We start from the raw sequence: 20,875 nt of genomic DNA on the forward strand, positions 1-20,875 counted from the left end.
AGCACCGTGAGCAGGGACTATAAGCGCAGCGCTTCCAGTGTCTGACCATGAAGTTTAAAGACCTGCGGCATCGGCCCGAGCCGCTGACGGGTTACTTTGAAATAGGTTCCCAGATCGTGGTTCAGGGTGAGAGTGCCGGCTGTTAAGCGCTGGGGATTTAAGTTTTGCTGGTGCGCCCACTGTTTTATCAAGCCCTCATCGCGTTGGGGCTGGGTATCGACAAAATACAGATCCAGCTGATGGTATTTAAGCGCGGCCTGATGGACGATGCGCTGTACCAGGTTGTCACAGGCCGGGCAGTGGTTGAGTTGCAGAAAGACCAGGAGCCGATCGCCCTCGGCAATCGTCTGATCGTTAGCTGCCGGGCGCGGCAGGCGGGCTCTGTCGATCAGCGTTTCATGGGGGTACAGTTTTTGAAAGGCTTCATCATAAGCCTGCTGAAACGCGAGAATGCGCTCGGCATCCTCATGGCGCATTCGCGCCCAGAGTTCCGCATAGTAACGGCGTTCCTGCTCGGTTTCCGCATGCGTGCCCAGCACTTCGATCGGTGAAATCGTGGCCGGACTGATGCTGCCACGAAGGCCTTGCATCAGAGTTTGATAACGCGTCCATTGTTCCTCGGTGAGTGACCACTGTTGCCGGCGCTGCGAGGCTTCATCAAGGGCTTGGGCTTGGGAGTCTTTATAAGTCAGGACCTGGTCCTGGGAATCCGCTGCCAGGGCCGGTTGCAGGTCTCCGGCCATAATGGTCATGACGACGGCGAAGACGGTTGCTGGGTGCTGATGGCTTAGCATGGTATAGGGTCTAATGGCTATTCAGGTGGGTGCTGATGGCCAGGGTGTGCAGGAAGCCGGCCGGCGATTTGACGCTCAGCGTCTGCTCAACCGGGTTAATGGCGATGAGCTGCCAGTCCTGAAGGGTCTGTCCGGTGGTTTTTTCATGCAGTTGCCCGCCCTGGCGCAGGACCGCTACGTGGGTCTCGCCCCATTGATCGATACTGACCAATTGGAAGGGAACCGCGACTGTGGCCGGTTCTTTCCGAATGCCGGAGGCTTTAGGTTTCGGCGGGGTGTGCGGTTTGGCTTTGGCGGCGGTCTCATTTAAAAGGCGGTCGAGCTGGGCAAGCTGGCTGGCCTGGGCCGTCAGTTGCTGCTGCAAGGCGGCGAGTTGAGTTGCTTGTTGGCTGTGCCCCTCCTGTTGGTGCCTGAGCTGATCGGCCAGCGCGGCTTTGAGCGCGGAGATGTCCTGAGTCAGCATGGCCGTTGGCTCTGGAGCTGCGGCGGCTGCGGCTACGACCAGCGGATCCGAGTTTGGGCTGCTGGCCGCAACCGGTTTATCCCCTGCTTCAGGCGCTGGCGTGGCCGCGGTTTTGTTCGGTGCAGCAAGTGGCTGACCAGCTTGTTTAGGGTGGGCTGCGGCAACCGGGGTTTCAACGGCAACCTGAGCATCAGGTGCGGGCTTATGAAGCCTGCCAGACAATAACCCGCCGAGCAGGCTCATTACCAGCACACTCAAGACGATACCGCCGAGCAAGAGCCAGTGTGGCAGGGGCTTAAATTGCCCGGCTTGGGCTGCCTGGTTTGGCCGCGAGGGTTGCGGCTCAGGCATCATCACGGCCCTCCCCGGCTGTATCAATGGGCACGAAGCGGATCAGCCGGTTGATTGGGTCTTCGCTGACCAAAAAGTAAGGCGTCACCAGCACGGTCAGCGCGTCTTGCAAAGCTATCGGGCCCAATTTGCGATGCACCTCCGGCAGCGGTTTGGCCAGCAGTCGGGCGACATCGGGTCGTAGCACAGCCTCTAAGCTATAACCACTGCGTCTTAACAGGTAGCGAAGGGCTTGTTCGACGGTGCTGTGTTCCTCCGGAATCGTCACCTCGATGATGACGTGCAAAGGATGACGCTGCGGATCCGTCGGGCCTGCGATCAAGGCACTGTAACGCCCGGTTTGCACGCTGGACGCGGGTCGGCTCTTGGCGCTGTTTTGATAAATAGCCAGACGCAGGGCAGCGGCTGGTCCGCCACTGATCGCCTCTAAACTGCTGATCGAGGAGGGATCCGGTTTGCTGCTGCGGGCGTGCGGGGGTTGTTGGTAGGCGCAGCCGACTAGCACTGCCAGTACGGTTGGCTGCACTATCAAGGTGGCAGAATGGCAAAGGTTTGGCTTCATGGTTACACTCGCAATGACTCGGGAGCGCCCAGGACTGGACCTTGAATCTCCGTCATGTGTGAGAGAAGTCTGCCGGGTTGGCCGGTAAAGATACAGGTAAAACCCTGTCTGCTTTTGCGAGGGTTTTGATCTATCGGCCCCGCCTTTTAACCAGTAGATAAGCCTTTTAGGGATAAGCCCTTTCCCGTTAAGGCCGCCTTCCCTTTGCACCTTTTTTTACCTTTTTCCCTTTGCTTTAAGCCTTTTGCCGTGAGCCTTTCCCGTTGCAAGCGCTGAATAGGGCGCTGTTGTTACTCAGCATCGAGCACTACCGTTTAAAAATAACCGGATACCTATAACGCTCAGCCAGGGATGGGGGTTTAGAGCAGTCATTGATCCGCGTCGCAAACGGCCAATTTCTGCAGGTCACGACGGGCCGGATGCGGATGGATGCGCATATCGATCAAACGCAGCCGAATGAATCTGAAACAGCTGAACCCCCTACCGGAATTTGCGTTTGAGAGGAAAGCCGGCGTAGGCGAAACGAGCGAATGGTGTTGGAAACTTTGGTACCTAATACAGTACTGACCTTGGTCGAACCGCCCCTGTTGGCTACAACTGATTATGGATTGGACCTGAGAGCCTGTCCCAACAGGGAGTTGGTTTGATCGAGGCCGGCTCGTAACCCTTGCTCGCGCGGTAATTCCGCATTGGGCTTGTTCAGCCCAACTCGATCGTCCTTAGGCCTTACACATTGGCGTCCATGACCGTGCGCGGACATATTGACGATCCACAGAGGCGTGAACATGTGAATGGGTTTAACCGCGCCCAAAAGAATCGGGCCAATCATGACGCCGTCGCCGAATGCCGTTTTAAAGCTGACACTGAAAAGAACAATTAAAAATGGCTCAAAACGGCCAAAACCCGCCGGTCGAGGTCACTATCTAATTTCTACTATTTAATGCTCCCGACACCCAATTGAGCGTCTGGATTTAGGCGAGCAAATTGACATTATCACTGCGCCACTCCTGTCAAATGTGACCCACCGCGCTATCTGAGTAAGTGACAGCAGTTGAGTCGATACCAGCCGGTCATAGTAGTAGCTATAGATGCTTGCTTGCATAACCCTTGACGGGCTCCTTCACGATGTTCCCTGAAAAACTTCGGGACTCTGTCAGATTTATTTGTAAAATAGTCTAGAAAAGTGGCTCAAAATTGTTAACCATTTTTGGCTCAGTTTCATTGGCCATTAACATAGCTTGTTTAATTTTTACAACCCGCACGGAAGCTTATGGCCAGTCCCTTTCATCCCTCAACGAAACCGGCACCCTTTACAGCGCGCTCATTGATTGACAAAACCCGCGCCGCATTTAGCACACTGCCGGACAGCCGAAAAACCGCCACCAGCAACAACCTGAAATATGCCGTTTAAGATGCCGCGTTAAGCGCATTTTCCGTATTTTTTACTCAAAGTCCCTCGTTTTTAGATTACCAGGTGCGCATGGGAAAAATAATGCGCAATCGCTGTTTGGCGTGCACTCAATTCCCAGTATGAATCAAGTCCGGACCCTTCTCGACCGGATCCCGCCGCAGCAGGTCTATCCGGTGTTCGCGGACATTAGCGAGGGGCTCCATCAAAACGGTTATTTAGATTCTTTCCGCCGTACCGTCAACACACTGCTCATCGCACTGGATGGCACTGACTTTTTTGCCTCGGAGAAAATCGCCTGCCCACAGTGCACTCGGCAAACGATGAAGAACGGCAAAACCTTGCATCGCCATACCGCCGTGACGCCGGTCATCGTGGCGCCGGGGCAGCCCCAGGTGGTGCCCTTGCCACCCGAGTTTGTCCAGCCGCAAGACGGTCAGGACAAGCAAGACTGCGAACTGGCCGCGGCCAAGCGGTGGCTGGATGCCTGGGGCGCACGGTATGCACCGTGGCGTGCCACCTTACTCGGCGACGATTTGTATTGTCATCACGACTTTTGCCAAAGGGCCATCGAGCAGGGCTTTCATCTCCTGCTGGTCTGCAAACCGGATTCCCATTCCGCGTTATACGATTGGCTCGCCGATTTTGAACGTACCGACCAGGTGCGGGTCGTGGAACGCAAACGCTGGAACGGTAAACGGCACATCACCGAGCATTACCGTTACATGCATCACTTGCCGCTCCGTAACAGCGACGACACCTTGATGCTTAATTGGTGCGAATTGACGGAAACCGACGAAAACGGCAAACAGCTCTACCGCAATGCCTGGGTGACGACCCATGCCATCGACGATGAGACGGTCATCGACATCGCCGCTTCAGGCCGATGCCGTTGGAAAATTGAAAACGAAAACAATAACGTGCTCAAGAACCACGGTTATCATTTCGACCATAACTTCGGTCACGGCCAACACCATTTAGCGAATTTGATGGCCACACGGGTGCTACTTGCCTATTTGCTTCATACCACGCTGGATTGGGTCGATGCTTATTACCGTGCCGTGCGCGGCTTGCTACCCTCACGGCGGACTTGTTTGAACATCTTCGCGCTTTAATGCAGTATCTTCCATTCGATGACTGGGATCATTTAATGCAGTTTATGCTTAAAGGACTCAATGGCACAAATCCTGACTCAGGATAGGGTTTTAAGATGAGAATTGCTGCAGCTGTTATGTTAAAGCTATGGAAAAATCGACCGCATGTTAGAATTCTATGCCACGAAGCCGCTTTAAGTTGGAAAACCGCTCTTGAATTTCAAATATTCACCGCATTTATTGAGGTGTGGTTGAGAAGTTGTATACATCCTATGCACCTTATTTCAAGTATGACAATTGCTGGGAAGTCGCCAGAAATTGGCAAATTTGAAAAACAAGGCTATAAATTGAAAATTAAAAATAAAAAATGCAATGTGGCTAAAATTTCTAATAAATCATTCCTCAGACTAGCTCACAGAGCGGCTTTGCCCATAGGCTCACATTTTGATAAATAACAAAAAGATTGATTTTGGCTCAATTTGTTCAGACATAAATTACTTTCTCGCCTTTGGTTTCGGTTCAGGTTTAAGTCCTAAGGCGCCTGGAACAGTTGGCACTTTGGTTGCGTTCCCTCTATTTTGGTTGCTTGATGCAACAATACCCTCTCCTCTGATACCCGTTATCATGCTGGTGTTTTTTCTGGCGGGGATCTCTATCTGCGACAAGGCTGGAAAATTCTCAGGAGTTTGTGATCACCCGGGCATTGTCTGGGACGAAATTGTGGCGATGCTCATTATTCTGTTTTCGATACCCTATTCGCTCACCACATTTGTACTGGCGTTTTTATTTTTCAGGATTTTCGATATTCTCAAACCCTGGCCAATTCTCTTTTTTGATCAAAAGTTAAAAAACGGATTCGGGGTCATGTTCGATGACCTTTTAGCTGCTCTTTACGCACTTTTATGTCTTACCGTCTATCAACAACTATTTTCATTCTGAAACTCAGGATATTCAAATGCGTCATTTTAATTTATCCATTTTCTTCACATTATTTTGCGTAGTCGCAGCTTTTCTTTTTGGTGGTATTCAGGCCGTCATTTTGGCGCTTGTGCTTGGAGTGTTGGAGGTTAGCTTATCTTTCGATAACGCCGTCGTAAATGCTTCGGTTTTAAAGCGAATGACACCACTCTGGCAACATCGCTTCTTGACCTGGGGTATTGTGGTCGCAGTGTTTGGTATGCGGCTGTTATTTCCCATTCTTATTGTCGCTTTCGCTACTGACCTGAGCTTGTTTAGCGTGACCGGCATGGCAATAAATGAACCGGAGTTATACTCAAAACATCTCCATGATGCACACCCCTTCATTGCCTCGTTTGGCGGTACTTTTTTGTTGTTGGTCGCATTTTCCTTCCTGTTCGATGAGGCTAGGGATATTTATTGGTTGGGCCGTCTGGAACAAAAAATACAAGCAATCGGCAAAATAGACGCAGTCGCTACCACCTTGGCAATGCTGTTTTTGCTCATCACTTACGAGCTTGTTGAAAAAATTGATCAGCAGGATGTTTTGTTTGGAGGTGTTTTAGGAATATTTCTTTATGGAGTCGTCAGTAGCCTGGATCGTTTTTTTCAGGTCGAATCGGAGGAAGAGGATATACCTTCAGGTGACATCATGAAAAAAGGCGGAATGATGGCCTTTTTGTACCTGGAATTACTGGACGCTTCTTTCTCTTTCGATGGCGTTATTGGTGCTTTTGCTATTACCCGCGATATTGTCATCATTATGATTGGCTTGGGCATAGGCGCGATGTTTGTCAGATCTCTAACCGTTTTTCTGGTCAACCAAGGCACATTGGATGAGTATGTTTTTTTAGAGCACGGCGCCCATTACGCGATCGGCATTTTAGCCGTAATAATGCTAATTACCACTCACACCCCCATTCCCGAGACATTCACAGGCTTAATCGGGGCCGCATTAATTATCTTGTCCCTTTTTTCCTCGATTCGTTATAAGCAAAAAAATATCGAAGGACTTTCGTAACCATTCACAACAGGAGACTCAAAATGGCTATTTCATTAAGCAAAGGCGGAAACATCAGTTTAACTAAAACCGATCCTCAACTGAAAAATATTCATGTTGGCTTAAGTTGGGACGCGAGATCCACTGATGGTTCTGATTTTGATCTGGATGCCAGCGTATTCTTGGTCAAAAGTGATAACAAAGTGCGTGGGGATCACGACTTTATATTTTACAATCAGCTCAAATCCTCCTGCGGCTCTGTTGAGCACACGGGCGACAATCGAACCGGAGCCGGGGATGGCGACGATGAAGTCGTCAAGGTTATGCTCGATAAAGTACCTCAGGAAATCAGCAAAATCGTGGTAGTTGTCACGATACATGATGCAGAATCAAAAGGTCAGAACTTTGGCCAAGTCCATAATGCCGCGATTCGTCTGGTCAATATGGACACCAATATCGAGGTTACGCGCTATGATTTAAGTGAAGACGCCTCTATAGAAACAGCCATGATTTTCGGTGAAATTTACCGTCACAATACTGAATGGAAATTCAAAGCGGTTGGCCAAGGTTACTCTGGCGGATTAAGAACCCTGGCTTTGCAGCATGGCATCCAATTATAAAAATAACTTTCTCAACTAAAGTAAGGAGTTCATTATGCCCGTATCACTCGCTAAAGGCGGCAATGTAAATTTAAGCAAAGAAGCCCCAGGGCTTAATAAAATAGTAATAGGATTGGGATGGGATGCCCGTGCAACCGATGGAGCGGCATTTGATTTGGATGCCAGTTGCTTTTTGGTCAAATTAGACGGCAAAGTAAGGTCGGATAACGATTTTTGCTTTTATAACAATAAATCGGTTGGCGATGGCGCGGTGAATCATCAAGGCGATAACCTGACAGGCGAAGGCGAAGGCGATGATGAAGCCATTAAAGTTGAATTAACTAAAGTACCTACCGATATCGATAAAGTAGTGTTTTGCGTCACGATTCATGATGCCGGTACCCGAAATCAAAATTTTGGCCAAGTTTCAAAAGCTTATATCAGGATCGTCAATGAAGAAAACGGAACTGAAATAGCTCGCTATGACTTGAGCGAAGATGCCTCAGTAGAAACAGCGATGATTTTCGGGGAAATTTACCGTAATGGCGCTGACTGGAAATTTAAAGCGGTAGGCCAGGGTTTTGCGGGTGGACTTGGGCCATTAGCGTCATCTTTCGGTGTAAACGTCTAATTTCCAGAGAAACCCATGCAGATCCGCAAAGGCCAAAGATTGCCGTTGACCCAACTGGCTCCTGAATATCAACAAAACGAGTTCTTCCAAATACGGACCGCTATTGACGGTTTGATTTCTGAAGTCGATTTTTCATGTTTTGGCGTTGACGTGGAGCAGCGGTTATCCGACGATCGCTATATGACGTTTTTCAATCAGGCGGAATCTCCTTGCGGGTCTGTTTCAATATCCCTATTGGGAAACCGAGTCAACGGCTTCAATTTCAAGTTAAGTTCATTACCGGCAAGCATTGACAGGTTGGTTATCACCGCAGCAATAGACGGTACTGAAACGATGAACGCGATGAAGTCCGGCCATCTCAAATTTTTTGTTGCAAGCAAGGAAGTCGCAGAATTTGCTTTTGAAGGGAAGGATTTTAAAAACGAAAAAGCCTTGATGTTGGGCGAGTTGTATCGAAAGGATGGCGAATGGCGATTTTGCGCAGTCGGACAAGGTTTCGATGGAGGGTTGGACGCTTTAGTAAAGCATTTTGGAGGTGAAGTAGCCGGACAACCCGACATATCAGCTTCCGATGCCCCTCAATCCATCAAATTGTCGCTTGAAAAGAAAATTGCCAAGGACGCTCCCAAATTGGTTGATTTGTCCAAAAAGGCGACGATATCGCTTGAGAAAAAACAACTGTCCAACCTGGTAGCGCGTGTAGGATTAGTGCTTGACACGTCAGGGTCAATGACCCGGCAATTCATGCAAGGGCGTGTCCAGGAAGTTATCAACCGGATGTTGCCTTTAGCGGTTCATTTTGATGATGACGGCGAACTGGATGTTTGGGCTTTTTCCACGAAGTCTTTGGCCTTACCGCCCGCGACGCTTATAAATTACGGCGATTACATCGATACGATAAATGGCGGCTGGCGGAAATGGGGCCTTTTGTCTTACAACAACGAACCAGAAGTGATTAGAGCCGTTTTAGATTACTACGAGGGCACCCATTCTCCAGTATTGATTATTTTTATCAGTGACGGTGGCGTTGATCAGAACGCCAAAATTAAAAAACTGCTGGTCGAAGCCGCATCGAAACCGATTTTTTGGCAGTTTATCGGTATAGGCGGGCGCAATTACGGCATATTGGAAAAGCTGGACACAATGCCAGGACGAATCGTGGATAACTGCGGCTTTTTTGCTTTGGACGATCTTGATAGTGTGTCCGAACAACAGCTTTACGATAGACTCCTTCAGGAATTTCCAGCCTGGATTGCCGACGCTAAAAGCCAAGGCATCATCAATTAACATTACAACTGATAGGAATACACTATGGCAATTTCATTAACAAAAGGTCAGAAAATTTCTCTTGATAAAGAGTCAGGGCAAGCCTTGTCCAAAGTTATCATGGGTCTGGGTTGGGATGCTGCGAAAAAAGGCGGCATGCTTGGCGGTTTATTTGGTGGCGGCGGCGGTCCAATCGATCTGGATGCCTCCTGTGTACTGTTCGGTGAAGCTAATAAAGTCATCGATACTGTGTGGTTTAAGCAGTTAAAAAGCCGCGACGGCAGTATCCGGCACACAGGCGATAATTTAACCGGCGACGGAGATGGCGATGATGAACAAATCATCGTTGATCTGTCCAGCATACCTGCCAATGTCACCTCCCTGGTTTTTACCGTCAGTTCGTTCACTGGCCAGTCTTTTGATGCGGTTGATAACGCCTATTGCCGAATCGTAAATGCGGCAAACCAGCAGGAAATCGCCCGGTACACATTAAGCAATCAAGGCGCTCATACAGCGCAAATCATGGCAAAAGTTTATCGTCATAATAACGAATGGAAAATGCATGCGATCGGCGAGTCGGTTAATGGCCGATCCATTGAACAATTGGTTCCGCTAATTACCCCTTTTCTTTAAGGTCTGGTGCATGCGTATTTGGTTTAATAAAACCTTTTCCTCTATCCATTCCGTTCTCAGAAATCTTCGACAAGCCGATTACGAAAAAAATATCACCCTGATTATTTCCCATATCCACCGTCATGCGCCAGGCATGGCAGTGGCTGATGAGAGCTATATAGAGCCTGACGATTTAAGCGATGAACAATACCTTGAGTGGGCGCTTCGTTTTTGCCGGCAACACCGGATTGACTGGTTTTGGCCAGGCAAAGCCGCGGCTATTATTGCCCAAAATCAGGATCGATTTCTGGCAGATAATGTCCGCATTCTTCTAGTTGCAGAACCTGCCGTACTGGCTTTGCTCAATGATAAAGCCGCTTTTTATGCAGTACTTGGGCGGGAAATAGCTCTACCCCCTGATGCGGTAGCCGTAAATTCCTTGAGCGAGTTTGATCAGGCTTTCAACTCGTTACGCATTAAACATCCTAAATTATGCGTAAAGCCGGCCGTGTCCGTATTTGGTTTAGGTTTTCGTATTATCGACGAAAGCCGATCCAGTATTACCCATTTACTAAAAGGAATTGAGCATCAAATCGCCTTGAGTGAGTTGCGCTTTGGAATGGAGCGAACACCTCAATTCGAGACCTTATTGGTTATGGAATATTTGCCAGGACATGAATGGAGTGTAGATTGTGTGGCGACAAACGGTAAACTCTGGTGCGCAGTACAGCGTAAAAAGCCATTATCCGCAGGCCTGGGGCAAATCATTGATGATAATCCTGACATTGCCGCTATGGTTCAACGCTTAACCCGGCATTATCGCTTAAACGGGCTGTTTAATATCCAGTTTAAAGAGGGCATCTTCGGCCCTCGTCTTTTGGAGATCAACGCAAGGCCTTCCGGCGGCGTAGGAATGGCGTGCTTATCGGGTGTTAATCTTGCGAAAATTGCGCTGCAAACCGTGTTAAGTAACGAGCAGATAAAAGAAACTCAAATCATGGATATTAACTTTGGGCGCTATGTTTCCGAAATAAATACTCCGGTAACATTGGAAGCCTTATGAATGTAGGTTCATCATTGACGGTAAAGCTGCGTACCGGACATTTGCGACTTTCAACCGATTCCGGTCACATTCCCTTGAAGCGACTGATCGGCTTTTCATCGCGCATCAACAGCCAGCGCGGCTTTCTGTTTATCAGCAAGGTGCTGGGTAAACATTATCCGGTCAAGCCCAAAACCATGGCATGGTCATACCGGGCTTTGGCAAAGCGTCTTTTTGACAGCACTCAATTTGACGGACCTTCGCTGTGGATAGGTATGGCGGAAACAGCTACCGGCCTGGGTTACGGTGTGTACGAATCGGCCTGTTCATTCGGTGTCGACGACGCACTATTTATGCAAACCACCCGCTATCACTTGTCAGGGTATGAACGGCTGGAATTTATCGAAGCGCATAGCCACGCGACGGATTTTTTTCTATATTGTCCTCAAAAAGAAAGCCATAGGCATATTTTTTTAAATGCCGGACAACTGGTGTTGGTGGATGATGAAATCAGCACCGGGGCGACGTTTTCAAGGTTAATAGACGCTTATAGAACTGTTAATCCAAACCTGGAAAAAGTCATCATCGTCAGTTTGGTTAACTTTGCTTCACCTGAACATCGTCAGAAGGTAGAAGTTTCCTCCGAAATTAGCGTGCAATGGATTTCATTGTTAGAAGGCCGCTGGGAATTTGATGCTGTTGATTCCGATTATGAGCACAATCGCGATGATACTATCAATGTCATCGGCAACGGCAAATGTAAGCGAACAATATTGGCCTGGCCTGGCCGAACGGGCATAGATCGTCCCGTCATTTTTTCAGACGCGAGTCTTTCCTCCTTAAAGCAATACTTGCCGGAAGATCCCGGCAACCGTCCGATTCTCGTATTGGGTACCGGCGAGTGTAATCCGCCTGCTTATTTATTGGGACGTTCACTGGAGTGTAAGGGCTATCCCGTGATCGTCCAGGCAACCACACGTTCCCCGATCAATGTAGAAGGTGACATCGGTTCAAGAATACGGTTTACCGACAATTACCAGGACGGCATCCATAATTTTCTGTACAACATCAACCCGGATGCCTATCGTTTGATTATTTTTTGCCACGAAACGCCGTTGACGCCGGAAGCAAATGCTGACGATCTCGATTTCATCGGCGTTATCCGGAAGCTGAATGGCATTAGCGCAAAATTTTCTTATCAGGATAATGACTGTGCAAAACTTGATTTTTGCAGACCTTGACGACACGTTTTTTCAAACGCTGAGAAAGTGTGGGAACTTGTCTTCTGATAGCATAGGATCAACGCTTCAGCCAAGAGCCTATCTTAAAGACGGCTCAACAATCTCTTATGCCACGCCAAAACAGGAGCGATTGTGGCAATGGCTGTCAGAGACAGGTCAGGTTATTCCTGTTACCGCAAGAAACTTCGATGCATTTTCCCGAGTGGATCTGCCGTTTAACAATGAGGTTGTCCTAAATCATGGCGCCGTAATTCTCGATAAGAAACACAAACTCGATCTGGAATGGCACACTTATATGGCGGATGTATTGCCTTCTTATCATGACGAATTACTAGACCTTTGGGAGCAACTGGATGGGCTAACCGGTAACGGATCGGGATTTAGACCTCGGTTAATAGAGGATTTTGGCCGCACCTGGTACGGCGTGATCAAGCACGCTGACGCGGATGAAAATGCCTTGCTGTCTTTGCTGCGTTCCACCATCGCAAAGCATGAGTCTGTAGCATCCGGCAGGCTTTATTGCCATTTCAATGGCAATAATCTGGCAATCATTCCGAAAGTCGTTGGCAAAGCCAATGCGGTGAATTTTTTAATGTCACGATATGCCGATTTATTCGAATCGACTTTTACGATTGGCATTGGCGACAGTATAACCGATGCCTCATTTATGGCGCTTTGCGACTACGCTATTATTCCAAAAAATACGCAACTGGGAGTTCTTTTAGATGAAGTGTGACTATTTTTCCGGGAGCTATCGTGCCGGAGATGTTCGTTTTCTGCTTAAACCCATTCAGGTTGACAATACCCCGGTATCGATCAAAGAAACCCTGATTCAAAGCGGACAAAAACACTATTCAGAAATGTTAACGCATGAAAAGCTGCCCACCGAGGAATACTTGTCTCTGTATAAACAGGCATTGACTGATAACCAGGCATTAATGGCCCGGCATGTCATAGCCTTAGCCGGAAAAATACTGGCGACTCGTCCTCACAGCATAACGCTGGTGTCACTGGCCCGCGCAGGAACCCCCGTCGGTGTGCTACTGAAGCGCGTGTTTGAGCAGCAAACCGGCGTTGATGTTGAGCATTATTCAATCTCGATAATTCGTGATATCGGCATTGATACCAATGCGTTGCTGCATATTCTGGAACAACATGACCCGGAATCGTTGGTTTTTGTGGATGGCTGGACAGGAAAAGGTGTTATTGCAAAGCAACTGGAAGTCAGCTTGGCTGAATTCGCCGAACACCATCGGATTAAGATCAGACCGGAGCTTTATGTATTGGCCGATCTTTGCGGAAGCGCTTACATCTCTGCATCTTGGGAAGATTATTTAATTCCCTCTAGCATTCTCAATTCTACGGTATCAGGGCTGGTCAGTCGTTCCGTCATTGACAAAAATCAGCTATCCGAGAATGATTTTCATGGCTGCTTTTATTACAAGGACTATCAGGATGCCGACCTTTCCAGCAAATTTGTTGATTCAATTATGATCAAAGTCAAAGACATCATGGCATCAGAACCTTTGTTTATTGAGCATTCTGAATCTGATGAAGCATTGCATAAACAAAAGTTACGGCAAACATCAAACTATTATCTGGCCTGGATTCGCGAGTGTTATAACATTGTTAATCCCAACCTGATCAAACCGGGAATAGGTGAATCCACTCGCGTTTTACTGAGACGGGAAGCGGATATATTATTGATCAGGGAACGCAGTGATGACGCAGTCAGGCACCTTATCTATCTGGCGGAACATAAAAAACTCGAAATCCATTATTATCCCAATCTGCCTTACCGAGCTACCGCGTTAATCAAGGAGCATTAATGACATTACGAACCAATCAACAACCTGAGTCGGAAAATTATTCCGGCTGGCAATTAGGTGCACCTTTGTATGTACCTGCGCTGCATCCTGATTTGTTGAAAATAGCTAATGCTGAAAAAATTCCCTTCATTAGGTCGATGATCATTTGTACGGAGGACGCCATTACTGAAAAGGATGTCAACAAATCGCTTGAACAGCTTAGGAAATTTTTGCCGTTCATTCAGATTATCGACACCCGTTACCGGTTTATTCGCGTTAGGAATCCTCAGGTACTGAAGCATATACTTGATTTGCCCGGCATAGAAAATATCGACGGTTTTGTCCTGCCTAAATTTGACAATCACAACCGCGAGTCTTATCTGAAGGAATTAAGAAATACCCGGTTTTTAATAATGCCTACACTGGAATCGGCCGATGTGTTTATTCCGTCGGCAATGCGAGAACTTGCCTTATCGCTGGCTGAAGATCCGATCAGGTCGCGCATCCTACTGCTTAGGATTGGAGGCAATGATTTGTTGAATTTAATCGGCCTTCGTCGACCGCGTGGGGTCACGTTGTACGAGACTCCTATTGCCACTGTAATCTCTCAACTGGTCATTACTTTCAGGCCACTTGGATTTTCACTTTCGGCCCCTGTATTTGAATATCTGGCCGATCGAGACACATTGAATCGCGAGATTGGATTGGATTTGGCGCATGGTCTCATAGGAAAAACGGCGATCCATCCTTCACAGATTCCATTGATTGAAAATCGCTATGCCGTATCCGGGCTGGATTATAAGGAGGCGTTGAGCATATTAGATGGACAGGGTCCGGCAGTATTTAAGATGCATGAAGCAATGTGCGAAATTTCAACACATTCAAATTGGGCGCGCCAGATTCTGACTCGATATGATGTTTACGGACAGGACGATACGATCAGAGTCATGAATGCCGTTCATTCTGTTTCATCAATGGCCTAACCCTTATGATATATTAGGAACGATCACCATGATCTCATGCAAAAACCTTATTGCCGGTCAAAACTTTGTATTGGAGCATCAGGATCTGCACATATCCATTATTCCGGATTATGTTCCTTCCGCTTTAGCCCTGGATACCAGCGCTTTTTTATTGAATGAACAAGATAAAGTGAGTTCCGATAACGATTTTATCTTCTTTAACCAACCCGCGAGATTGGATCAGGGCATCGAGCTTGATTGCAATAGTCATAAATTGACATTGCATTTAAGCCGCGTGTCCCCTTCGGTTAAAAAAATTGTGTTTACATCCACAATTTTTCAAGGCAATGAAAAAAATCAGTCCTTTAAAGACCTGAAAAAAATCACCGTTTTGGTTAAGGATTTTTTAACAGGAATGGAGATCGCCGCTTTTGTTTTGGATACTTCGACATTTTCAGAGACGGCCTTAATTTTTTCTGAAATGTACCGACATCAAAATACATGGAAGTTCCGGGCTGTAGGTTCGGGGTTTGTCGGCGGTCTGGAACCCTTGGCGAAACATTATGGCGTTGTTGTCGGTGAAGGAGAGGCCAGGAGTTCTGAGCCGGATCCATTGCCAGCAACACCGCCAACCAAGCCTATCAATCTGAGCAAAATTACGCTCGAGAAAAAGGGCCAATCAATTTCATTAGATAAAAAACCGCAAGGGCAATTAGGAAAACTTCAAATCAATCTTAATTGGAATTCAAAACCGATAAAGTCGACAGGATTCTTTTCTCGATCCCAGGGGGGAGGTATCGATCTGGATTTGGGCTGCCTCTTTGAATTTCAAGAGGGTTCTATTGGCGGAATTCAGGCTTTAGGCAACAGTTTCGGCAATTTGCACCGCCCTCCTTATATTGAACTTGATCAAGACGATCGCAGCGGCACCTCCATCACAGGTGAAAACCTGATTATTAATGGCGATTACTGGCACTTGTTCAGAAGGATATTGGTGTTTACTTTTATTTATGAAGGGATTCCAAACTGGTCCCATGTAGACGCTAAAATCCTATTGAAATGCAACGACCAATCGGATATTGAAGTCAGGTTGGATAGTCATCGCAACGATCAGACCATGTGTGCGATCGCTATGCTTGAAAATGTTGATAACAGGGTCTCAATCACTAAACTGGTCGAATATTTCAAGGACCATCAATCCATGGATCGTGCTTACGGATGGGGATTGAATTACTCCAGAGGCAGTAAATAAATAGGTTCAAAGGACGATAATTACAAAAAGACTATTTAGGAATTGACAAACAAGGTTCATTTTTTGATCCTGACATTGTATCTATAAATCATTTATCTTTACTTCTGTTTGTCAGGTTTAAGAATACGCCGTCATACTCGCCCGGAAGCGGACATCTAGTGCCACGGATGGCAAGCGTCGATCAAGCCAAGGGGAGTTTATTCCGGGAACCCTGACGGATTAACGAAGATCTATGAGAATCTGACAATTTAGAAGTACTGACTCCATTTTGCTGAGAATTCGTAAATTATTTTAAGTAAGGGATGTGCATGGCGAGGAAGTCGACAGTTAGTCAGGTTTTTGTTCCTGATAAAATCAGTTTCTTCGCCAATCTGGTGGTCAGATTCTGTCGTCAAGTCAATGAATTACGGCATTCCTTGACGAGCACGTCTCGCTGCATTTTCTGTCATTTTTCTATAAGTTGTGCGTTATACACTCTTATTTTTCATTCATTAACTTTATTAGGAGAAATTCATGAGCTTTGAAAGCTTTCTTAACTCGGTTAAAAATAAGGCGTCGGAACTTAAAACCGAGGCTCTTAAATTCAAAAACAAAGACTTTTTAAATGCCACGATGGCAGGTTCCGCTTTGATTGCGATGGCTGATGGTGTTATTTCTCCTGATGAGAAACAAAAAATGATTAAATTTATTGAAAATCATGACGCACTATCGATTTTTACAACAATAGACGTAGTAAATGCATTTCAAACTTTCGTTAATCAATTGCAATTCGATAAGGATATTGGGGAGGCTAAAGCCTTCGAAGCCTTGAAAAAAATGGAAAGCAATGTTGCGGCATCAAGGTTGATTATTCGTATGGTGATATCGATAGCTGGCTCCGATGGAGACTTTGACGAGCATGAAAAAAAAATGGCACTGCGAATAGCAAAAGAACTCTCTTTAGACCCTGCTGAATTTGGGTTGGACTGAACGAAAACTATTTTCCAATATTTGATCGGGGATTCAACTAACAAGTGCAATTCATTTTGAGTGATTAAATAGTTAAATCACCCCCGGCAAAGCCGGGGGCTTATATCTGTTAGCCCCTCAAAGCATAAGTATCTACACAACTTATCGTAAATTTTGGCATGATGCCGCATGATTTTAAAAAAGCCTATCCGGCGTGGACTCACGCCTAAACGACCGCTACCAGCGCCTGGTGAGTGAACACATGAATTCAAGTGAACGCCTGAGTGCTGGATTAAAAGCGTTGCCTGACAAAATCAGCAGCTTTGCCAGCACTCAAGCGGCGTGGCGCTTCTACCAAAACGAATCGGTCAGTCTATCGAAGCTCCAAGAACCGCTCACGGTCGCAGCGCACCAAGGCATCTTGGCTCATTGCATGAACTTCGCTTTATGCGTCCATGACGGGTCCCGATTGAGTTACAAACATGCCAACAAACCGGACACTTACGCGATCACCCATGACATCGACATCGGCTACGATCTGCAAACCAGCCTCATTATTAGCGACCAAACGGGACAGCCCTTGGCGCCGGTAGCGCAGCGACTGGTTAGCAGCGAAGGGAGTTTTGCGACCCATCAGGAAGCCAACCCTCAACCCATCGTCCAAAACCATTTGGATGAAGTCAGCGATTGCATTCAGTTTTTGGACGGACAAGGTTTTGCCAAGCCATTAGTCCACCTGATTGATCGAGAAGGCGATTCCATCGGCCATCTCCGCCGCTGGGAAGCGACGGGTAGCCACTGGCTGGTACGCGTCAAGGATAATCCCAAAGTGGACTATCAGGCTAAGCCCATGGCTTGTAAAACCGTGGCGCAAGAGCTGGCGTTCAGCAAGACTCGGGAAGTCCGTTATCAGGGTCAGACTTATTGGCAGTGGGTGGCTGAAACCGATGTGACGCTAACCCGTCCCGCCAAACCGAGTCAGAAGAAAAGCAAAAAGCCGGCTGTGCCTGGCATTCCTGTAGCGGCAAGGCTGGTGGTCAGTCGCGTCTTGTCCGACGAAGGTGAGGTGTTGGCGGAATAACTGCTATTGACCAATGTAAAAGATGTCGATGCTTCGACTATTGCGCTAGGGTACTACTGGCGCTGGCAAATCGAGTGTTTCTTCAAACTGGTCAAGTCGGCAGGTCACCACCTCGAATCGTGGCAACAGGAATCAGCCCTGGCCATTGCCAAACGCCTCTTGGTGGCTAGCATGGCCTGTGTTACGGTTTGGGCCATAGCCGCCGACAAAAGCAAGGAAGCGGCTGAATTAAGACTATTTCTGATCAAGCTCAGCGGCAGGCAAATGCGCCACAAAAAGGAGTTTACGAATCCAGCACTATTGTCGGGGCTGTGGGTCTTCCTCTCCATGCTTGAAATCATGGAGGCCTACTCTCAAGAAGAACTGGATAGTTTGAAGGCAACCGCTCAGCAATTTTTAGGAAAAGATGTGTAGATACCTATGCCCTCAAAGGGACTTGTTCATGAACCGCCTAAAGGCGGATTTGCTTGCCCAAAAAGCGTCAGTTGCTCTTAACGTTCGCTGAAAATCTTGGAAACGGAGCGCCAGCGAAGTGAAGATTTTTAGCCCCCGATAGCCGTAGCGCCGGGCGGGTTTTCGTAGCTTGCGGAGAAAACCTGCAAGGCATCGCGAAACGGCGTTAAGTCATGTGAGAGCCAATGTTTCGACCCCTTGTTGGGTCGAAACGAGGCGACGCGGACGAATCGGGGCCGCCGGAGGCATCAGTGGTCGCGTAATTTTTGCTGCTTGATTGGGCTGGGATGCCCAAAACAAGCTTTCGCAAAAATAGCGACTCCCCGACTTCTTCACGTGGATGTAATTCCTCACCATTTCTTCATCAAGGCCAACTGTTGATACGAAATAACCCCGCGCCCAGAAATTTTCACCTGTGAAATTCTTGGTCTTGCCCCTGAAGTTCCGGGCTATTGAAATCGCACTTTTGCCTTTGATGTAACCGACTACGTTGGATACCGCATATTTCGGAGGAATGCTGATGCACATGTGCACATGATCTACCATCAAATGACCCTCTACTATCTCACAGCCTTTTTGCCGAGCCAACTCATGAAATAACTTTCCCAAATGCTGCCGCAACCCACCAAACAAGGCTTTGCGCCTGCGCTTTGGAATAAACACCACAGGTTATTTGCAATCCCACTTGCTATGACTCAAACTTTGATATTCTCTCATTTTCGTTTTGGTCGAGATAAGAGCATCGTTGCGACCGCCTTATAGGTCAAACCTTTGAGAGTCCCCCGGCATAGACGGGGCTTAACCATAGACCTAGAAAAACCTTAAACTACAAAACACCTTGGGAGGTGTTTTGTAAAATGGCGGGACTTGATACCGATAATTTGCTGGGTGTTGCATTTATGGGTTGAATTCGCCACCACTTTAATCGTTCATTGTGTCAATTTTGTAAACCATATGGTATTTGAAATACAATTAGACACCAATAACTTTCAAATTTAGTCGCTTTTTTTGTAAATATTAGGGGCTGATTAACATAATTATTTTGCCTCAAAAATTAGGATGTTAGAACTAAACTGTGGGAAATTAAAAACCCAATACCGTTCATCAACTCGAAGATTTAGAAGATGGTTAAAAACGACTTACAGGTTTCAGAAAGTGCGATACGCGCACTCAGCTTGTGTATTCGAAAAGCCTATTTGCTGATATTTTCTCCTGGTTTGAGTTCCCCGAATGCCTACGAATATATGCAGGTTACATTAAGTAGCGTTACCCGCCAGAATTATTTTCACTCAATCTTAAATCAATCAGTAGTTGAATCATTTTCTACTTTAGCGATCTCGAAAGGAGTTGACATACTTACCAGCGTTAATTTGTCCGTTGATTTCTTGTCCGTAAGAAACACTACGCTAATTAAGGTGCCGAATAAATTGCCACTTGATGTTTTACGCTATGAACCCATTATTTTTTCTAGTAAAAATAAGATTCAACAAGAGGATAAAATCGAACTTTCATTCATTGGATATACACTATCAAAGTTCCTGAATTACTTGCCAGCCACTGGACATGTCGTTTTAGTAGATGGTAGGAACATAACAGTCAAATTATCTGAGAATATAAAAAAATGCCTACCCAGCATTAATTTACTTCAAGGATGGCTAACACAAAAGAGCAACTTACCTCCTGTTGTTTTAAACAAACATTGCCCTTATTGCGAATTTCAAAATATTTGCAAAGTGTAACAACACCTTTGATGATCCGTATCTCAAAGGTTTCGCACGTCTGCCGCACCAAGTCTCTCACTCGTTCGGCTATTTCACCCTTCAGCACTTGATAACGATACTTCGTTACCCAAACAAAATGATACTCAATTTGGTAAACCGTATGGCTGCCATATCTATAGTCCATTGCCACCTCCTTGGCCACATTATCGCAGCTAAAGCTGACCGGCTAAAGCCGGTGGTTTAAACCTTCTGATGGATAATTAATACCAAAATAATCGCTATATCCATTTCGTTAACCGCCTCGTTGATCAAAAAAATGCAGGCTGGGAATTAAAAATTAAAATCACTACGGGTTACGAACGTTAAAACAAGCTATTGCCTGAAGAAACAATCGAAAGACACGTTACACGGCAGCAAGGGTTCAACTGTATCTACCCAATAAAACACGCTGGCAACTCGGCACCGAGCCATTGAATTCAAGTAAACCTTAACACACTATCCAAGCAAGCCTCCATGAACCTACAAACTATAAAAGGCTCTTTCAATGAGAAGACTACGGGGCGAAGAAGATGCCTTATAGATGCTTTCTCATGTCCTTACCGACTGGGGATTCGATCTTACAGTCGCTGA

22 protein-coding genes and 2 pseudogenes are annotated in these 20,875 nt (G+C 46.8%); 19 read left to right on the forward strand and 5 right to left on the reverse strand.

What is annotated here, in order from left to right; genetic code table 11:
• Nucleotides 1-17 precede the first annotated feature (17 nt).
• From GO003_RS20945 to pilL2, 3 genes are read right to left on the reverse strand one after another with little or no spacing between them, the layout of a single operon-like run.
• Nucleotides 18-752 (reverse strand): TIGR03759 family integrating conjugative element protein, encoded by a 735-nt coding sequence (locus tag GO003_RS20945; RefSeq protein WP_159656055.1) that lies wholly within the window; start codon nt 750-752, stop codon nt 18-20.
• 52 nt (nt 753-804) lie between these two features.
• Entirely contained in the window at nt 805-1,611 is an 807-nt protein-coding gene (locus GO003_RS20950) for a hypothetical protein (RefSeq protein ID WP_159656056.1), read from the reverse strand.
• Nucleotides 1,601-2,380, reverse strand: coding sequence for a PFGI-1 class ICE element type IV pilus protein PilL2 (gene pilL2 / locus GO003_RS20955; RefSeq protein WP_206444664.1), 780 nt, complete (start codon nt 2,378-2,380; stop codon nt 1,601-1,603). Before pilL2 ends, GO003_RS20950 begins: the two co-directional genes overlap by 11 nt.
• A gap of 1,060 nt (nt 2,381-3,440) precedes the next feature.
• On the opposite strand from pilL2, the gene GO003_RS20960 reads away from it, so the two are divergent.
• The 18 genes from GO003_RS20960 (at nt 3,441) to GO003_RS21045 (ending at nt 18,485) form a co-directional block, all read left to right on the forward strand.
• Nucleotides 3,441-3,581 carry a hypothetical protein gene (locus GO003_RS20960; RefSeq protein WP_231089125.1) on the forward strand — a complete coding sequence of 47 codons (141 nt, stop codon included), beginning with the start codon at nt 3,441-3,443 and terminating at the stop codon, nt 3,579-3,581.
• Nucleotides 3,582-3,754: 173 nt separating this feature from the next.
• A complete protein-coding gene (locus GO003_RS20965) occupies nt 3,755-4,693 on the forward strand; it encodes an ISNCY family transposase (protein WP_231089126.1) in 939 nt (312 codons plus the stop codon).
• Nucleotides 4,694-4,788: 95 nt separating this feature from the next.
• Nucleotides 4,789-5,127 (forward strand): hypothetical protein, encoded by a 339-nt coding sequence (locus GO003_RS20970; RefSeq protein ID WP_159656058.1) that lies wholly within the window; start codon nt 4,789-4,791, stop codon nt 5,125-5,127.
• Nucleotides 5,117-5,611 (forward strand): phosphatidylglycerophosphatase A family protein, encoded by a 495-nt coding sequence (locus GO003_RS20975; RefSeq protein WP_206444665.1) that lies wholly within the window; start codon nt 5,117-5,119, stop codon nt 5,609-5,611. The genes GO003_RS20970 and GO003_RS20975 overlap by 11 nt, the downstream gene beginning before the upstream one ends.
• A gap of 16 nt (nt 5,612-5,627) precedes the next feature.
• The gene (locus tag GO003_RS20980) at nt 5,628-6,650 is read left to right on the forward strand and encodes a DUF475 domain-containing protein (RefSeq protein WP_159656060.1); all 1,023 of its coding nucleotides are present in this window, start codon (nt 5,628-5,630) and stop codon (nt 6,648-6,650) included.
• A 23-nt stretch (nt 6,651-6,673) separates the two neighbouring features.
• Nucleotides 6,674-7,249 carry a TerD family protein gene (locus GO003_RS20985; RefSeq protein ID WP_159656062.1) on the forward strand — a complete coding sequence of 192 codons (576 nt, stop codon included), beginning with the start codon at nt 6,674-6,676 and terminating at the stop codon, nt 7,247-7,249.
• 34 nt (nt 7,250-7,283) lie between these two features.
• Entirely contained in the window at nt 7,284-7,859 is a 576-nt protein-coding gene (locus GO003_RS20990) for a TerD family protein (protein ID WP_159656064.1), read from the forward strand.
• A 15-nt stretch (nt 7,860-7,874) separates the two neighbouring features.
• Complete coding sequence (locus tag GO003_RS20995; RefSeq protein ID WP_159656066.1) at nt 7,875-9,146, forward strand: VWA domain-containing protein; 1,272 nt, start codon at nt 7,875-7,877, stop codon at nt 9,144-9,146.
• A gap of 24 nt (nt 9,147-9,170) precedes the next feature.
• Complete coding sequence (locus tag GO003_RS21000) at nt 9,171-9,758, forward strand: TerD family protein (protein WP_159656068.1); 588 nt, start codon at nt 9,171-9,173, stop codon at nt 9,756-9,758.
• Between the two features lie 10 nt (nt 9,759-9,768).
• Complete coding sequence (locus tag GO003_RS21005) at nt 9,769-10,800, forward strand: ATP-grasp domain-containing protein (protein WP_159656070.1); 1,032 nt, start codon at nt 9,769-9,771, stop codon at nt 10,798-10,800.
• On the forward strand, nt 10,797-12,020 hold the full coding sequence (locus tag GO003_RS21010) for a phosphoribosyltransferase domain-containing protein (RefSeq protein ID WP_159656072.1): 1,224 nt from the start codon (nt 10,797-10,799) through the stop codon (nt 12,018-12,020). The genes GO003_RS21005 and GO003_RS21010 overlap by 4 nt, the downstream gene beginning before the upstream one ends.
• A complete protein-coding gene (locus GO003_RS21015; RefSeq protein ID WP_231089127.1) occupies nt 11,986-12,756 on the forward strand; it encodes an HAD family hydrolase in 771 nt (256 codons plus the stop codon). The genes GO003_RS21010 and GO003_RS21015 overlap by 35 nt, the downstream gene beginning before the upstream one ends.
• On the forward strand, nt 12,746-13,849 hold the full coding sequence (locus tag GO003_RS21020; RefSeq protein WP_159656076.1) for a cysteine protease StiP domain-containing protein: 1,104 nt from the start codon (nt 12,746-12,748) through the stop codon (nt 13,847-13,849). Before GO003_RS21015 ends, GO003_RS21020 begins: the two co-directional genes overlap by 11 nt.
• Nucleotides 13,849-14,811: an HpcH/HpaI aldolase/citrate lyase family protein gene (locus GO003_RS21025; RefSeq protein ID WP_159656078.1), complete on the forward strand. Its 963-nt coding sequence runs from the start codon at nt 13,849-13,851 to the stop codon at nt 14,809-14,811. Before GO003_RS21020 ends, GO003_RS21025 begins: the two co-directional genes overlap by 1 nt.
• A 28-nt stretch (nt 14,812-14,839) precedes the next feature.
• Nucleotides 14,840-16,042 (forward strand): TerD family protein, encoded by a 1,203-nt coding sequence (locus tag GO003_RS21030; protein WP_159656080.1) that lies wholly within the window; start codon nt 14,840-14,842, stop codon nt 16,040-16,042.
• Between the two features lie 513 nt (nt 16,043-16,555).
• Nucleotides 16,556-17,011, forward strand: a complete 456-nt coding sequence (locus GO003_RS21035; RefSeq protein ID WP_159656082.1) for a tellurite resistance TerB family protein — start codon at nt 16,556-16,558, stop codon at nt 17,009-17,011.
• 193 nt (nt 17,012-17,204) lie between these two features.
• Complete coding sequence (locus tag GO003_RS21040) at nt 17,205-18,071, forward strand: flagellar biosynthesis protein FlhF (protein ID WP_231089128.1); 867 nt, start codon at nt 17,205-17,207, stop codon at nt 18,069-18,071.
• Nucleotides 18,072-18,077: 6 nt separating this feature from the next.
• Nucleotides 18,078-18,485 (forward strand): hypothetical protein, encoded by a 408-nt coding sequence (locus GO003_RS21045; RefSeq protein WP_159659112.1) that lies wholly within the window; start codon nt 18,078-18,080, stop codon nt 18,483-18,485.
• Nucleotides 18,486-18,863: 378 nt separating this feature from the next.
• Here GO003_RS21045 and tnpA (GO003_RS21050) read toward each other — a convergent pair.
• Nucleotides 18,864-19,190 (reverse strand): annotated as a pseudogene (gene tnpA / locus GO003_RS21050) (IS200/IS605 family transposase); the annotation flags it as partial.
• A 458-nt stretch (nt 19,191-19,648) separates the two neighbouring features.
• Between tnpA (GO003_RS21050) and GO003_RS21055 the strand changes: the two are divergent.
• Nucleotides 19,649-20,263 carry a hypothetical protein gene (locus GO003_RS21055; protein WP_164505742.1) on the forward strand — a complete coding sequence of 205 codons (615 nt, stop codon included), beginning with the start codon at nt 19,649-19,651 and terminating at the stop codon, nt 20,261-20,263.
• Here GO003_RS21055 and tnpA (GO003_RS21060) read toward each other — a convergent pair.
• Nucleotides 20,259-20,429, reverse strand: a pseudogene (tnpA, locus tag GO003_RS21060) (IS200/IS605 family transposase); the annotation flags it as partial. The gene GO003_RS21055 and the pseudogene tnpA (GO003_RS21060) overlap by 5 nt on opposite strands.
• Nucleotides 20,430-20,875: the final 446 nt, after the last annotated feature.

It is taken from the genome of Methylicorpusculum oleiharenae (genome assembly GCF_009828925.2).
Taxonomy (GTDB): Bacteria; Pseudomonadota; Gammaproteobacteria; order Methylococcales; family Methylomonadaceae; genus Methylicorpusculum; species Methylicorpusculum oleiharenae.